This is a genomic window from Proteus faecis, assembly GCF_003144395.1.
GTDB lineage: Bacteria > Pseudomonadota > Gammaproteobacteria > Enterobacterales > Enterobacteriaceae > Proteus > Proteus faecis.
In genome coordinates, this window is sequence record NZ_PENZ01000034.1 from 63,325 (window position 1) to 78,379 (window position 15,055).

13 protein-coding genes are annotated in these 15,055 nt (G+C 36.6%); 6 read left to right on the forward strand and 7 right to left on the reverse strand.

All coding sequences use genetic code 11. The features are described from left to right. The first annotated feature begins 195 nt into the window (after window positions 1-195). From DK858_RS09860 to htpX, 5 genes are all read left to right on the forward strand, one after another. The gene (locus tag DK858_RS09860) at window positions 196-693 is read left to right on the forward strand and encodes a GAF domain-containing protein (RefSeq protein ID WP_109397245.1); all 498 of its coding nucleotides are present in this window, start codon (window positions 196-198) and stop codon (window positions 691-693) included. A 95-nt stretch (window positions 694-788) separates the two neighbouring features. Next, window positions 789-1,484: an RNA chaperone ProQ gene (proQ, locus tag DK858_RS09865; RefSeq protein ID WP_023582406.1), complete on the forward strand. Its 696-nt coding sequence runs from the start codon at window positions 789-791 to the stop codon at window positions 1,482-1,484. Between the two features lie 19 nt (window positions 1,485-1,503). Further along, window positions 1,504-3,564, forward strand: a complete 2,061-nt coding sequence (gene prc, locus DK858_RS09870) for a carboxy terminal-processing peptidase (RefSeq protein ID WP_109397246.1) — start codon at window positions 1,504-1,506, stop codon at window positions 3,562-3,564. Window positions 3,565-4,466: 902 nt separating this feature from the next. Then, a complete protein-coding gene (locus DK858_RS09875; RefSeq protein WP_109397247.1) occupies window positions 4,467-5,819 on the forward strand; it encodes an OprD family outer membrane porin in 1,353 nt (450 codons plus the stop codon). Between the two features lie 424 nt (window positions 5,820-6,243). Then, on the forward strand, window positions 6,244-7,122 hold the full coding sequence (gene htpX, locus DK858_RS09880) for a protease HtpX (protein ID WP_109397248.1): 879 nt from the start codon (window positions 6,244-6,246) through the stop codon (window positions 7,120-7,122). A gap of 85 nt (window positions 7,123-7,207) precedes the next feature. On the opposite strand, the gene DK858_RS09885 is transcribed toward htpX, so the two are convergent. The 4 genes from DK858_RS09885 to hxpB all read right to left on the reverse strand — a co-directional run bounded on the left by DK858_RS09885 (window position 7,208) and on the right by hxpB (window position 11,387). After that, a complete protein-coding gene (locus tag DK858_RS09885) occupies window positions 7,208-8,071 on the reverse strand; it encodes a hypothetical protein (RefSeq protein ID WP_228407283.1) in 864 nt (287 codons plus the stop codon). A gap of 135 nt (window positions 8,072-8,206) precedes the next feature. Beyond that, window positions 8,207-9,598: an L-cystine transporter gene (locus DK858_RS09890; RefSeq protein ID WP_023582401.1), complete on the reverse strand. Its 1,392-nt coding sequence runs from the start codon at window positions 9,596-9,598 to the stop codon at window positions 8,207-8,209. 243 nt (window positions 9,599-9,841) lie between these two features. Further along, window positions 9,842-10,408 (reverse strand): metal-dependent hydrolase, encoded by a 567-nt coding sequence (locus DK858_RS09895; RefSeq protein ID WP_109397249.1) that lies wholly within the window; start codon window positions 10,406-10,408, stop codon window positions 9,842-9,844. Window positions 10,409-10,718: 310 nt separating this feature from the next. Then, entirely contained in the window at window positions 10,719-11,387 is a 669-nt protein-coding gene (hxpB, locus tag DK858_RS09900; RefSeq protein WP_072062592.1) for a hexitol phosphatase HxpB, read from the reverse strand. 199 nt (window positions 11,388-11,586) lie between these two features. On the opposite strand from hxpB, the gene DK858_RS09905 reads away from it, so the two are divergent. After that, window positions 11,587-12,126, forward strand: coding sequence for a YniB family protein (locus DK858_RS09905; protein ID WP_109397250.1), 540 nt, complete (start codon window positions 11,587-11,589; stop codon window positions 12,124-12,126). 136 nt (window positions 12,127-12,262) lie between these two features. Here DK858_RS09905 and DK858_RS09910 read toward each other — a convergent pair whose 3' ends face one another. The 3 genes from DK858_RS09910 to DK858_RS09920 form a co-directional block, all read right to left on the reverse strand. Then, window positions 12,263-13,135 carry a fructosamine kinase family protein gene (locus DK858_RS09910; RefSeq protein WP_109397251.1) on the reverse strand — a complete coding sequence of 291 codons (873 nt, stop codon included), beginning with the start codon at window positions 13,133-13,135 and terminating at the stop codon, window positions 12,263-12,265. A gap of 154 nt (window positions 13,136-13,289) precedes the next feature. After that, complete coding sequence (locus tag DK858_RS09915) at window positions 13,290-14,147, reverse strand: metal ABC transporter permease (protein WP_109397252.1); 858 nt, start codon at window positions 14,145-14,147, stop codon at window positions 13,290-13,292. Then, window positions 14,144-15,055 carry a metal ABC transporter permease gene (locus DK858_RS09920; protein WP_109397253.1) on the reverse strand — a complete coding sequence of 304 codons (912 nt, stop codon included), beginning with the start codon at window positions 15,053-15,055 and terminating at the stop codon, window positions 14,144-14,146. The genes DK858_RS09915 and DK858_RS09920 overlap by 4 nt, the downstream gene beginning before the upstream one ends.

Sequence of the window (15,055 nt, forward strand, 5' to 3'; positions counted from 1 at the left end):
GTTCACAAGTTATCATTTTTATTATATTTATGCCTTTCATTTTACAATACAAAGTGTCTGATTTTTTTTGTGGGTGTTAAGGGAATATTATCGTTTTTTTGCCCAATTCTTGAAAATGGAGTATTCAACCCCAAGATAAAATAGGCTAAATTATGAGTATGTTATCTATTTTAGTTACGTAAATAAGGTTTAATGATGCCAAAATCGCTTTTTTATCAGGAACTCACTGATAATTTGTCAGCCTTGTTGTCTGGTGAAAATGATCTTATCGCATCACTTGCTAATACCAGCGCGCTTCTTTACGAGAAGTTAGATACGATAAATTGGGTTGGATTTTATCTTAATGATGGTGACTCATTAGTTCTTGGCCCATTTCAAGGCAAAATTGCTTGTGTCAGAATAGGTTTTGGGAAAGGAGTTTGTGGAACCGCATACTCTGAAAATAGAATTTTAAGAGTAAGTGACGTTCATCAATTTAGTGGTCATATTGCTTGTGACAGTGCAAGTCAGTCTGAAATTGTTCTACCTTTAAAAGTAAATGGACAAATTATCGGCGTTCTCGATATTGATAGTCCTATTTTTGATCGTTTTGATAAAAAAGATGAAAATGGGCTTAAAGCGTTGTGTGACGTGCTCTGCGAGCATTTAAAAACTTGTCATACAGCAAAATATTGTGAATTTTGTGTAAGTTAACAGGCGTTTGCCATAGAAATTGTTGGCAACACTATTATAATGTCGCTTGTTCATGCCTGCGCTGGTTGGCAAAACCGTTGTAATCAGGAAATTTCATGGAAAATCAACCTAAGTTGAATAGTAGTAAAGAAATCATCGCTTTTTTAGCTGAACGTTTCCCTAAGTGTTTTATTGCTGAGGGTGAAGCTCGCCCTTTGAAAGTTGGCATTTTTCAAGATCTTGTTGAAGATCTAAAAGATGAAACTCAACTGAGCAAAACACAGTTACGTTCAGCATTACGCTTGTATACCTCAAGTTGGCGCTACCTTTATGGAGTTAAAGAAGGGGCAAAACGTGTCGATTTGAATGGTAATGACTGCGGCGAACTGGAAGCTGAGCATATTGAACATGCTCGTACACAATTAGCAGAAGCTAAGGCGCGCGTTCAAGCTCAAAGAGCAGAGCAACGTGCTAAGAAGCGCGAAGCTGAGGGTGATAAGGAGACCAGTAAACGTCCGGCAGCGAAAAAGCCAAATAATACGCGTCGTCAACCACCTAAAGAAGGTGAAAAACGACAGCCTCGTCCTCAAAAAGCGACTCAAGCACCTCGCAAAGCACCACCACGCCAAAATACTGAAAAGTTAATTCCAGTGAAAGACACGTCAGTTCTTACTGTTGGTCAATCGTTGAAAGTTAACGTTGGTAGTAGCGTGATGGACGCGACAGTGCTAGAGATAGCAAAAGAGGGTGTACGTGTACAATTGCCTAACGGTTTGGCAATGAATGTACGCACGGAACATTTAAAGTTCTGATACGGAGGCCAACCAGAGCATGAACAAACTTCTAAATGTGGCTTTTGCGATCGGATTAACGTTAATAGGCACTTCTGTTGTAATGGCTGAGAAACCAGCCACTCCAGCAATGGTAACTATTGATCAGTTACCTAAATTGAAGCAAGAGCCGCAGCATTCTACTGTGAGCGAGCGAGTAACCTCTCGTTTTGAACGCTCTCATTACCGTCAGTTTTCGCTAGATGCGAACTTTTCTGAAAAGATTTTTAATCGCTATCTTAATTTATTAGATTATAGCCACAATGTGTTGTTAGCATCAGATATTGCCCAATTTGATAAAGAAAAAACCAAAGTAGGTGAATATCTGAAAAAAGGTGAGCTTCAGCCCCTTTATGATCTCTTTAATTTAGCGCAAAAAAGACGTTTTGAACGTTTTCAATACGCCTTAAACCGCCTAGATAAACCCATAGATTTAACTGGCCAAGATAAGTTTGAGTTAGATAGAACAAAAGCACCATGGCCACAAACTCAAGCTGAGCTAGATAAACTTTGGGATGAAAAAGTAAAATATGATTGGTTAACACTGAAATTATCTGACAAAACAGATAGCGAAGTTAAAGAGACTTTAACTAAGCGTTATAAAGCAGCGCTACGTCGTCAAACGCAAAGCCAAAGTGAAGATGTTTTCCAAATCATTATGTCGGCATTCGCCCGCGAAATTGACCCTCATACAAGCTATCTATCACCAAGAAATACTGAAGCCTTTGATTCTGAAATGAGCTTATCCTTAGAAGGAATTGGTGCTGTATTACAGATGGATGATGATTATCCTATGATCAACTCTATGGTAACTGGTGGTCCAGCTGCAAAAAGTAAAGAGTTGAAAGTTGGTGATAAAATAATTGCAGTAGGACAACAAAATAAACCGATGGTTGATGTTGTCGGTTGGCGACTTGATGATATCGTTGCTTTGATTAAAGGGCCGAAAGGTAGTCAAGTAAGATTAGAAGTTATTTCTGATGAGAAAGGTGCCAAACCAAGAACAATCACTTTAGTCAGAGAGCAAATCCGTTTAGAAGACAGAGCTGTTAAGTTAACTGAAAAAGTAATTAACGGTGATAAAGTCGCCATTTTGGATATTCCAAGCTTCTATGTGGGTTTAACCAATGACGTAAAAACACAGTTACAAAAAGTGGCGAAAGATAATGTTTCATCTTTAGTCATTGATTTGCGCGGTAATGGTGGTGGTGCTTTAACAGAGGCGATTTCACTATCGGGATTATTTATTCCAAGTGGTCCCGTTGTGCAAGTCAGAGATAACAATGGTCGTGTTCGACAAGATTTCGATAAAGATGATGTCGTGTATTATAAAGGGCCACTAGTTGTTATCGTAAATCGCTTTAGTGCTTCTGCTTCTGAAATTTTTGCGGCCGCAATGCAAGACTACGGGCGAGCGTTAATTGTTGGTGAGCAAACGTTCGGTAAAGGAACGGTGCAACAATATCGCCCATTAACCCGAGTTTACGATCAAATGCTAAGCCCTGATTGGCCGGGTTTAGGTTCAGTGCAATACACTATTCAAAAATTCTATCGAATTAATGGTGGTAGTACTCAGCTTAAAGGTGTAACACCTGATTTGTTGTTACCAAGCTTTGATAGTGCTGAAATGGGGGAGAGTTTTGAAGATAACGCGTTGCCTTGGGATAGTATCTCTCCAGCAAACTATCAATTATCTGAATATTCAGACAAATTGAAAGCGACGTTAGTACCATTAACTGAACAACATACTAAGCGTATTGCAAATGACAGAGAATTTTCATACATCTTTGCTGATATTCAACGTTATAACGATGCTAAAGCAAAAGGTGAAGATAAATTTGTTGTTTTAAACTTCGCTGAAAGAGAGAAAGAAAACAAAGAGCTAGAAGCCATAAAATTAAATCGTATTAATGAGCGTTTTAAATTAGAAGGCAAACCAGCATTGAAGTCACTCGATGATTTACCTAAGGATTATGAAGGTCCGGATCCTTATTTAGATGAGACGGCTAAAATTGCAGTTGATCTTTCAAAAGTGCTTAAGCCTAAAAAATTATTAAATTAAGTTATCAGTTATAACAACAGGTACTTAAAGTCACCCCAATAGTTGGATAACCAATTATTGGGGTTTTTTATATTTATCTGAATCAAAATATAAAATTATTATTGCCAATCAATATTTATTAGGTTTTCTATTAAAAATTATTTAAGAAAACCAATAGTATCTTTTGGGATAGGAGTATTCATATTTTTAGTTATTCGCTATATCAAGTTACCAGTAATATAAATTTTTATTAATAATAAAGATATTTGAATTTAACTTATGTTACTTTGTTTTTAATTCGAAATATATCTTGAGTAAGTTTTGTTAGCTATAAAAGAGAATATTTGTCTAATTTTTAGATAAGAAGTGAGTTTTTATTTGATAAGTTGAATAAAAAGATAAAGCAGTTGATAATTGTGATTAAGATCTCTTTTAATGGTATGTGAATTGTAATAAATGTAACATATTGTGACAACGATCTCTTAAATTGACATAAGATTACTATAGTATACAGTTCATGAAATTCTTGCGTAATTTTGGAATATTGACAGATTAGCTAAAATCATTACCTAAATAATGAATCATTTTTACTCTATGAGTCCCAAATGTATTTTTAGAAAAATAATCATAGCTAAAATATTATATTTTCAGATTAGGGTTCTCTACGTAAGGGATAATGATTAAAGGCAAATAATTTATAATTTGCTTATCGGATTTTATTACGAAAAATAAGTAAATATAAATATGATGAGATATTCATATTCGATTTTTTGCGCCAAAAAATGACTCTGTTGCTTGAAGTTAGTGCAACTATAAATTTAATCAAAGGTTATTTTTTAGCTAAATAAAGAAAGGGTACTTTATTAAACTTGCTGAGTATAAATCAGCATAATTTAAATATTTATTAACCAGGTTGCATTAAGATGAAAGTAACAAAATTAGTATTGTTTATGCTGTCTCCTTGTTTCTTAGCTGTAAGCGCTGCTAATGCTGCGAATTGGGAAAATTCAATTAAAGAAAGTGCATTTATTTCAGATTCAGAACTTGAGCTTTCTACAATTAATATGTGGAAGTATTTGAAAACTGAAAACCGTTTTGATAAAGAAGAGCAACGTTACAGAAAGCAAGTTGCTAATGCTTGGGGGCAAAACTTCCAAGCTGATTTCAGATCAGGTTATTTAGGTGGCATTCTAGGGTTTGATGTTTCTTATTATGGTGGTATCAAATTAGGCGCAAGTAAAGACTTCGCTTCTCGTGCAATTTTATACAATGATGATGGTGAAGCAAAAGGCTATAACAAAATTGGTCAACGTTTCGCAAAAGTGAAATTTGATTTAGAGCCTGTGTTAATTAATGGTAAGGCAGGTTGGTTTACATTAAAAAATACCGGTATTTTTACGAACTCACAGCGCTTATCATTAAACAGTTATAATGGTTATGCAACTAATACAGCGATGGGTGATTGGAGCTTAGATTTATTGTTCCTTGACGGTAAAGTGATGCGTCGTGATAGCCCAAATATCGACAGAATGTATTTCAGCGATGGTAATGGCGTTAGACATAATATCGATCATGTTCTTACCGGCGGTATTAACTACAACACTAAACCGTTAAAAGTATTTTATTTCTATGGTCAAGCGGATGATGTATTTCGTCAGCATGGCTTAGAAGCAAAATATAAATTAACTTCAGATGTGACTGTGGGTGGTGTTGTTTATTATCATGATTATGGTAGTGATGGCAAACGTACATTAAGTGATGCCAATAAGGGTAAGCGTAACTTTGATCATGATGCATGGCACGTTGCAGGTACCCTGGAATGGCGTATTCCAGAGTCACCATGGACAATACGCACAGGTGTGACGTATACCGATGCTGAAAAAGCCAATGGTGTTGGGCAATTTGCTCGTAACCCAATTGGTAATACCCGTGGGCGCTTTAACTCACCAGCTTACGCAGATATCGACTATGTTCGTGATGGTGAGGTCATGGGAGCATTGGAAGCTGAATACAAAGTTAGTAAAGAACTGTCTGTTGGTGCGCGTACCAACTATAGTGAATTCAGCTATTCTGGTGAAAGATTAAAACAAGGACAGTTTGGTTTATTTAGCTACTGGAAACCAACCGCAAATCTTTCTGTTTCTTTAAGCGGTGGTATCGGCTGGCACCACCAGCAAGAAAACGACTATACCACACCAAAACTTTATGATGGTCACTCACAACGAGCTCATTCATTATCTGGCTCGATGACAACCACATATCGCTTCAAGATGTAATTTATAGCGGTAATTGAGTCCATTATTGCTGGTATAAAATGCACGGCTTGCATATGTTGTGAGTCGTGCATAAAAATAGAGATAGTTGCTCTATCGAGCATGGTAGATGGTGGTGTCTACATGTTACGGTGCTTTTTATGATAAACTTGTTGTCGTAATATTAAACGATACCAGTCTTTCCTAAATAATTCCCTTCCGTTTGAAAAAATAGAAAATTCATATCATCTATTATCAATCTTACTTTATACTTAAGTTCTAAATGATGCCTTATATTAGGCGTTCACTAACTATTTTCTATCAAAATGTAAAGTTATATCGTTTTTAATATTAAATAAGTTAAAAGGCTTGATAAAATCTAAAAAAGCCTTATTTATAAGACAGTTTTAGCAATGTGATAATTAGATAAAATAGGAACAGTATCAATATGATGAGAATTGCTTTATTCCTGTTAACAAACTTAGCCGTCATGTTTGTTTTTGGGATCATCTTATCTTTAACAGGCATACAAGGTCGTAGTGTTCAAGGCTTGATGATCATGGCGGGCTTATTTGGCTTTGGTGGTGCATTTATTTCACTATTAATGTCCAAATGGATGGCATTACGCTCAGTGGGTGGCCAAGTTATTGAAAACCCAACTTCAGAAGTAGAGCGTTGGTTATTAGATACGGTAAGACGCCAGTCTGAACAAGTCGGTATTAAAATGCCACAAGTCGCAATTTATGATGCGCCTGATATTAATGCGTTTGCAACAGGTGCTCGTCGTGATGCTTCGCTGGTGGCTGTAAGTACTGGTTTGTTAGCGAGTATGAGCCGTGATGAAGCAGAAGCAGTTATTGCCCATGAGATTAGCCATGTTGCTAATGGTGATATGGTAACCATGACTTTACTGCAAGGTGTTGTGAATACCTTTGTTATCTTTATTTCTCGTATCATCGCTCAATTTGTTGCTAATTTTGTCTCTAATGATGAAGAGAGTGAAAATAGTAATGGAAACCCATGGGTCTATATGGGGGTCTCAATGGTTCTGGAAATTTTATTCGGTATTCTTGCCAGCATTATAACAATGTGGTTTTCACGTTATCGTGAATTCCATGCGGATGCAGGTTCTGCAAAGCTTGTTGGTCGAGAGAAAATGATAGCTGCATTACAACGTTTGAAAACGAGTTATGAGCCACAAGAAGAAAGTAGCATGATGGCTTTTTGTATTAATGGTCGTAATAAGTCATTCAGCGAGTTATTTTTATCTCACCCGCCATTAGATAAGCGTATTGAAGCACTGCGCAATGGTGAGTATCTGAAATAAAGTTGAGAGTCTAATCGCGAATACTCAAATAAAAGCGCTCAATATGAAAGTATTGAGCGCTTTCTATGTATGAAGAATAGGGTGTTTAATCTAAATATTCGCCAAAGTATATTGCCACTTTTTCCTCATCAATTTTAAGATTGCCTTTCCAGCCTGCCCATGGCATTTCCATATCAGAGCGACCTTTGGTGTTATTAAGTTGATTTTCTGCAATGGTAATATCGCCGAAATTAGCCCAATGATCTAAAGATAATGGAATATAGGCATTAGGAATAACACCCACTAAGGCAAGTGAATGTAAAATACCGCGTTTGGTATATCTATCACCTGAAATTAACTTAGCCTCATTTAATCGTTTTTCAAATTTACCTGGAGTTTCATCTTCAGGAGCATGGCGTAATAAGTGGAGTAGTTGCTTAAAGCTCTCTTTATCTGCGGGGGTTGGACTGACAGGTGCAACAGTCAGTAGATGTTTTAAATTCAAGTAAGCATAAGTGGGATTGCTTGTATAAGAATTACCGTAATAGAGGCAATATTGAAAATAGCTGTCATTAATATGTTTTTGCTGATCCCCATCACTACAAATCCAACAACAGGCATATTGAGGCTTTTCTTTATAATTATGTAATGGCAAATTTTGTAATTTATGAAAAGCACCTAAAACAGATCGACCTCTAAGATAACTGCCTCCAATACCAGCAATAAATGCATCTAAGCAACGCTTTTGTGTGAGTGATGGATTGTTTTTTAAGCTATTTAATTTCGAAATAACATCAGAGTGATCAGCAAATTTTTCAATAACATTAGGTTGCCAATTGACTTCGGATAACAAGCCCCGTTCTTTTTCTGAAAGAATATCAAGATGATATAGTGACACTTGCCGTTCTGGATCATATTGACTGTTTTCATATCTATAGAGTTTACGCAAAACTCGCATAATTTTTTGCACGGTTTTACCTTGTTAGTTTTATAGGGTTTTAATTGATTTTGGGGATAACATAAATAGAAAATAGGTAACTTAATATAGATACAAAAAAAAGCCAGCTCAAATTGAACTGGCTTTATCAATAGACGTAGATAAAGTTTATTTTACTGTAAGTTCAGTTTCTTCATCTTGATTGAATACAGCTTTGTCCGTTTGTCCCATAATTTGGCTGGTGATCGTACCCGCTGTCATTGAGCCACTCACGTTTAATGCCGTACGTCCCATATCAATTAATGGCTCTACTGAGATTAACAGAGCAACTAATGTTACGGGTAAGCCCATTGCAGGTAAAACGATAAGGGCTGCAAATGTTGCACCGCCACCAACACCAGCAACACCGGCCGAGCTAACAGTCACAATAGCAACTAAAGTTGCAATCCACATTGGATCTAATGGGTTAATACCCACTGTAGGCGCAACCATAACGGCTAACATCGCAGGGTAAATACCCGCACAACCATTTTGACCAATCGTTGTACCAAAAGATGATGAGAAGCTTGCGATAGATTCTGGTACACCCACACGCTTAATTTGTGTTTCAATATTTAACGGAATACTTGCAGCGCTTGAACGACTTGTAAATGCAAATGCTAATAAAGGTCCCGCTTTTTTGAAGAATTTAATAGGATTTAACCCCGTAAAGCTGACCAGTAATCCATGAACCACAAACATTAAGCCAATAGCAACATAAGAGGCGACAACAAAGCTTCCTAATTGAATAATGTCGTGCATATTTGAGCTTGCAACAACCTTAGTCATCAGAGCCATTACACCATAAGGCGTTAACATCATAACGATGCGAACCAGTTTCATGATCCATGATTGCAAGCAATCAATTGCAACTAAAACTTTCTCGCCTCGGGGTTGGTCTTCTTTAAGTAGCTTCAGTGCAGCCATACCTAAGAAAGTAGCAAAAATTACCACGCTAATAATTGATGTTGAGCTCGCACCTGTTAAATCAGCAAATGGATTTTTAGGAATAAATGACAAAATAAGTTGTGGCATCGTTAAATCAGAAACTTTGCCCATGTAATTTTGTTCAAGTGCAATTAAGCGCTGTGCTTCTTGTTCACCTTGTACTAGGCCTTCTGCTGTTAAGCCAAATAAATTAGCAATAACAATACCTATTAAGGCAGAAATGGCAGTGGTAAATAATAGTGTGCCAATAGTGAGACCACTAATTTTTCCTAGGGATGAAGCTTGATGCAAACGAGCTACAGCACTAAGAATAGAGGCAAATACTAATGGCATAATAATCATTTGTAACAGTTGTACATAGCCATTACCCACGATATTAAACCAAAGAATAGATTCTTTAATAATAGGATCGTGTGAGTCATAGAATGCGTGTAATGCTAGTCCAAAAGCAACACCAAAAACTAAACCAACAAGAACTTTCTTTGAAAGGCTCCACTGACGTTGACTTAATTTAGCCAAGATGAGTAATAGCACAACAAAGACGAGTACGTTAATGATTAACGGAAAATTCATCTTAACTCTCCAACGAGATCTTTATTTATATCATTTCGACGATTGTATGCGATATGAGTTCTTAGGCAATAAGAAAGGATATAACAGCACCAATTCGATATAGGGTAACAGAATTGTTAATAACTTTTTATAATTAATTATTATTTTATATAATCATTTGGTTATAAAAACAAGGAAAGTTGGCATAAAAAGAAGTAAGAATTTATAAATAAATAGAGAAGAGTAGAGTTTTGTCTGAGTGTGTTAAAAATTAGTACGTTTGTTGTGGTACATCTGTAGCCAGTCGTTAACTTGTAAAGGTAGCGTAAGGGTAAGGTGTGGGGGTAAAAAAAGTGCGCCAACAAGGATCAAAACAGAGATAAATCTTTCACCTTTTTTATTATTCTTTTTGCCTAAAATAGGTAATGCAAAACGCATTTTTAAAGGCCATAGGAAAGGAACGCCAGCGGGAGTTAACATATCTGCAATAAGGTGGCTAAGATAACCTAATAAAAGGGCATGAAAGATATCGGCAGAAATATCCCACCGTGGTGAAACTTGGGTTTCCCATAAAATAGCTAAACCACAAAACGCAAGTAGACTATGTGTAAAACCTCGATGACCACAGAGTTTTGATAGAGGCAGAGAGATAATACGGAATAACCGCCCGAGAATAGAGCCAGGGTGGTCTAAGTCAGGTAGGAGTGAGCCTAATAAGACAGCAGGGATCATGTGAAACCAATCACCATGAGCAAGAGCTGGCGTTATTTCAAGTTTCTGCGCTAATACAAGTGTTGCTACAGAAAAAAGTAGATGTCCTTCTGCTGTCATTCCATGTCTGTTTATTTGCTGTTCATTTATACAGTAATAAAGTATAAAAGGTTTTGATGATAACTAACAGACAAAAAAGATAAAAATTGTCTTAAATATTAAGGAATAACAGGAATATTTTATTTGATTGATTTAAAAATGATCGAATTTAGGATAAGAAACCAAAAAGTAAGATCACGGCGAGAGGAAATAAAAGGAATATACAAGAGGAATACTTAAAAATAGAAAAGAGGTCGGTGGGGTTATGCTCATTAAAAACCGAACAAAAAGGATATCTTACACAGTAGGATATCCTTTTTATTTATGGAAATTAGCCTAATAAATGTAGTTGAGTTAGTTCATTGAGTGACGCAATTTTTACATCAGCTAATCCCCATTGTTTATCATTAAATTGTTCTATTGCAGGGACAACGATAGATCGCATTCTTGCGCCTTTACAAGCAATCATACCATTGCGAGAATCTTCTAATGAAACACAGTGGATAGGGTCAAGATTAAGCGCTTTAGCTGCATTTAGATAAACTTCAGGGTGTGGTTTACTGTGTGGTAGTTCATCTGCAGACACAACAGCTGAGAAGTAATGACGAATATTAAACAATTCAAGGACACGCTCAAGCATAAAATCAGGAGATGCTGATGCTAGCGCAATTTTTAACCCTGATGATTTGCAAAGCTCTAAGGCATGTTCAACACCTGGTAATAGAGGCTTTGTTTCTTCAACTAATTTGACAACACGAGAAACCATTTTTTGTTTTGCTTCTTGTTTTGAAACGCCTTGCCAAGGTGATGCTCTATACCATAAATCAATAACTTCGTTTATTCTTAATCCAACCATATCGGGCATTGCCGATGCTAGAGATAAATCGACGCCTAATTCAGCAAAGACCTCATGTTCTGCTTGCTGCCAAAATGGTTCAGAGTCGATTAATAAACCATCCATATCAAATATTGCAGCTTCAATAGGGAATTTAAAAGACATGTTACTCTCCATAAATAAGGTCTATGTTGTCGAGTGGCGATTGTAGCAAGAGTTACAGGGAAAATCTTTTTAATCAGTTTCTTATTTATTTTGTAAAATAAATAGAGAGAATAGCTACTATTAATTTATTGTCGTATTCGCCGTTAATTAGACTACGATAAACAGATAAATATTGACGAATTCAACTAGTGAGGATGTGATGAGTTATCAATATGCAGGATTATATGCCATTTTAAAGCGTGTACTTGGCTGGCTTATTTTTATTCCTGCCTTTATTTCGACAGCTGTATCATTGATAGGATTGGCTGCAATTCAACGCCCAAGTGGTGATGGTGTAAATGCCGTAATTAATGATTTTTTTCGTGTATTAGCGGAAATGGTGCAATTTAACACACCTTTTTTAGATTTTTTCTGGCGAAATTCACCTATTCCCAATACACAAATGGGATTTAGCCAAGAAAATATCACTTTTTTTGTTATCTTTCTTTTTATGTTTATAGGCTTAGCATTCAGCGCATCAGGATTACGAATTTATCGTCAAGTGAAATATTTGAAAGAAAATATACAAGATCAGCTTATTATCGAACGAGCAATGAAAAGTGGTGTAACGGCTGAAGAATTGCAACAAAATATCAAATTACCGCGACATACTATCTTTACTCAAATTATGGTGCTTTATTTATCACCTCTGATTGTCATTGCAATAGGCTATTTCTTAATGAAATTTTTAGGGTGGTAACACTGCTTTAAAGTGAACGAGGAGTGTTTACTTATTTATATTAACTGAAAGGAAAAATAAACCTCGCATCACTGAATCTGGCGAGGTTATATTTTTAAGTTTTTTATTATCTCTATACTATTTCGCTTTATTCCTATTAAGGTGTTGCTAATAGATCATCAATGATTTTTCTGACTTCTAAATAATTTTCTTCACCCCCAAATAAATTACAACGGTTAAGGAAGAAATAGAGTTGGTAAATCGGTTGACGAGATAAAAACTTATCTGATAGTGGCCAAACACTTTGATAGCCATCGAAAATATTTGCGGGTACTGCAGTGCAAAGCGGTAACATCGCGATATCACACTCTCGATCCCCCCAATAACAAGCAGGATCAAACACGGTACCTTCTGATTGACCAATCGCAGCACAGTTTTTAGGCCATAGATTGCCGTGAAGCAAAGAGGGTTGTGGATTATGATCAGCGAGGCGATGAGTGATAATTTGAGTGATCTCGTCGATATCTCCAAAAACCATACCCTTTTCAGAAGCTAGTTGTAGCTGAAAACCAATACGTTTTTCAGAATAAAAGTGATTCCAGCGTTTTTCCCAGCTATTGAGTTGAGGTGTTGTATCGATTTGGGTATCGAAATCAAAGCCATAACTAGGTTGTTCTTCCCACTGATGTAGTCTTGCTAATTGTTGTCCAAAACAGTAGGCGCTATGAGGTGTAAATGGTTGAACAGGCAAAAATTCAAGGAGTAGAAAGCTGGCATCTTTACTATTACCGATACCAAGAATTCGAGGAGTTCGAATTGTTTGGCTTTTTGCTAACATTTCGAGTTGTTCTGCCTCATTTTTAAAATTAGGCAGAAATTCGCGCAAGTTAGATTTCACAAAAATAGGCGTATCACCATAATAAATTTTCCATGTATGATGAATATCACCGCTAGAAAGGTGAATTTTTTCGTTTATCTTTGCTGAAAATCCTAAGTTTGATTCCAGTAAACGACCTATATTCTGCCACATACTTACACCTCGCAAAGTTGTTTACTTAGTAGACCCAAATAAAATAATAACGAGCGATGTTTATACTATGACAATAACACTTTCATTAAATCAATAAAGTATAAAACTAAAAAACGGGATGATTATCCCGTTTTTGCTAAGATAAAGAATATTATCAGGCGTTAGCGGGTTTTGTTTGTCGCTTTATTTTTGCCAATTTAATCTGATTACAGAGTAGCGCAATAATAAAGAACACCGCTTGCGTTAGCACAATACATGGGCCTGTTGCTCCATCAATATGGAAACTAATAAATGTTCCTATAACGCTAGATACGACAGAAAATACAATTGCTAACATAATCATGCGTGAAAAACTGCGTGTTAATAAATATGCAGTTATCCCCGGTGAAATAAGCATGGCAACAACTAAAATAATCCCAACAGCCTGCATTGAGGCAACAATGGTTAATGCCAAAATAGACAGTAAGCCATAGTGCAATAATGTGACGGGTAAACCAACAATTCTGGCTTGGTTAGGGTCGAAGCAATAAAGCATAAAATCTTTTTGCTTAATAAGCATAATCGTGATGGTGATGACACAGATAATACTAATTTGAGTTAATACATCAGGAGTAATACCTAAAATATTACCAAATAAAATATGCATTAAATGTTGATCTGTATCGACACTGGCAAAAATAACCAAACCCACCGCAAACATACCTGAGAATACAATCCCCATCACGGTATCTTCTTTAATGCGACTGTGATCTTTTAAATAACCTGTGGCAAAAGAACAAAATAGTCCAGAAAGAAAGGCGCCTACCGTTAACGGGATTGCGGTGACATAAGCAAGAACAACGCCAGGTAAAACGGCGTGAGAGATTGCATCTCCCATTAAAGACCACCCTTTTAATACCATATAACAAGATAAAATAGCACAGGCGATACCTATAATAATGGCTGCAACAATAGCGCGTTGCATAAACGGATATTGAAAAGGCTCAATGAAAAATTCCATCAACTCATTCATAGTTTCACCTCTTCTGATTTTGTTGATCCTTTATGCTGATGAGATTGCGTGATCAACTGCTGTGAACTGTAACGAGCACGGCGACGAGCGGCTAACATACCGTGTTTAGGGGCAAATAAGAAAGCCAACAGAAAGAGTGATGTTTGCATTGTGACAATTACGCCACCCGTTGCACCATTAAAGAAGTAGCTAAGATAAGCGCCTACAGCACTTGTGATTGTGCCGATACAGATAGCGATAATTGCCAGTCGTTTAAATTGGTCTGTCAGTAAATAGGCAGTTGCGCCAGGGGTCACTACCATTGCAATGACAAGAATGGCCCCAACAGTTTGAAGAGCCGCAACAGTACATGCGCTCAAAAGAGTAAAGAAGATAATTTTTAATTTTAGTGGTGATAAGCCGATTGATTTTGCGTGAACTTCATCAAAGAAAACCACCAGCAAGTCTTTCCAAATACAAAATAAGACTAAGAAAGAAACAGCAGTAATAATAACTACTTGCCATACATCTTCATCAGCAATACCTAAAATATTTCCCAGAATGATGGTTTGAACGTTGACGGCTGTTGGTTTAAGAGAAACCAGCAACAGGCCAAAGGCAAAAAAGGTGGAAAAAATAAAACCAATCACAGCATCTTCACGAAGGCGTGTGATATGACGAATAAATGTCATTGATAATGCAGCGAGCAAACCCGTAAAAAAAGCACCGACTGCATAAGGTAAACCTAATATATAAGCCCCAGCAACACCAGGAACAACTGAGTGGGAAAGGGCATCTCCCATTAACGACCAGCCTTTTAAAATAAGATAGGATGAAAGAAAAGCGCAGACAGCACCGACTAAGGCACTGACCCAAATTGCTTTCACCATATAGTTATATTCAAAAGGTTGTAGGAGTAAATCTAGCAT

Coding starts and splice junctions, on each gene's coding strand:
- DK858_RS09860 (WP_109397245.1), top strand. CDS start 196: ATGCCAAAATCGCTTTTTTATCAGGAACTCACTGATAATTTGTCAGCC.
- proQ (WP_023582406.1), top strand. CDS start 789: ATGGAAAATCAACCTAAGTTGAATAGTAGTAAAGAAATCATCGCTTTT.
- prc (WP_109397246.1), top strand. CDS start 1,504: ATGAACAAACTTCTAAATGTGGCTTTTGCGATCGGATTAACGTTAATA.
- DK858_RS09875 (WP_109397247.1), top strand. CDS start 4,467: ATGAAAGTAACAAAATTAGTATTGTTTATGCTGTCTCCTTGTTTCTTA.
- htpX (WP_109397248.1), top strand. CDS start 6,244: ATGATGAGAATTGCTTTATTCCTGTTAACAAACTTAGCCGTCATGTTT.
- DK858_RS09890 (WP_023582401.1), bottom strand. CDS start 9,598: ATGAATTTTCCGTTAATCATTAACGTACTCGTCTTTGTTGTGCTATTA.
- DK858_RS09895 (WP_109397249.1), bottom strand. CDS start 10,408: ATGACAGCAGAAGGACATCTACTTTTTTCTGTAGCAACACTTGTATTA.
- hxpB (WP_072062592.1), bottom strand. CDS start 11,387: ATGTCTTTTAAATTCCCTATTGAAGCTGCAATATTTGATATGGATGGT.
- DK858_RS09905 (WP_109397250.1), top strand. CDS start 11,587: ATGAGTTATCAATATGCAGGATTATATGCCATTTTAAAGCGTGTACTT.
- DK858_RS09910 (WP_109397251.1), bottom strand. CDS start 13,135: ATGTGGCAGAATATAGGTCGTTTACTGGAATCAAACTTAGGATTTTCA.
- DK858_RS09915 (WP_109397252.1), bottom strand. CDS start 14,147: ATGAATGAGTTGATGGAATTTTTCATTGAGCCTTTTCAATATCCGTTT.
- DK858_RS09920 (WP_109397253.1), bottom strand. CDS start 15,055: ATGCTAGATTTACTCCTACAACCTTTTGAATATAACTATATGGTGAAA.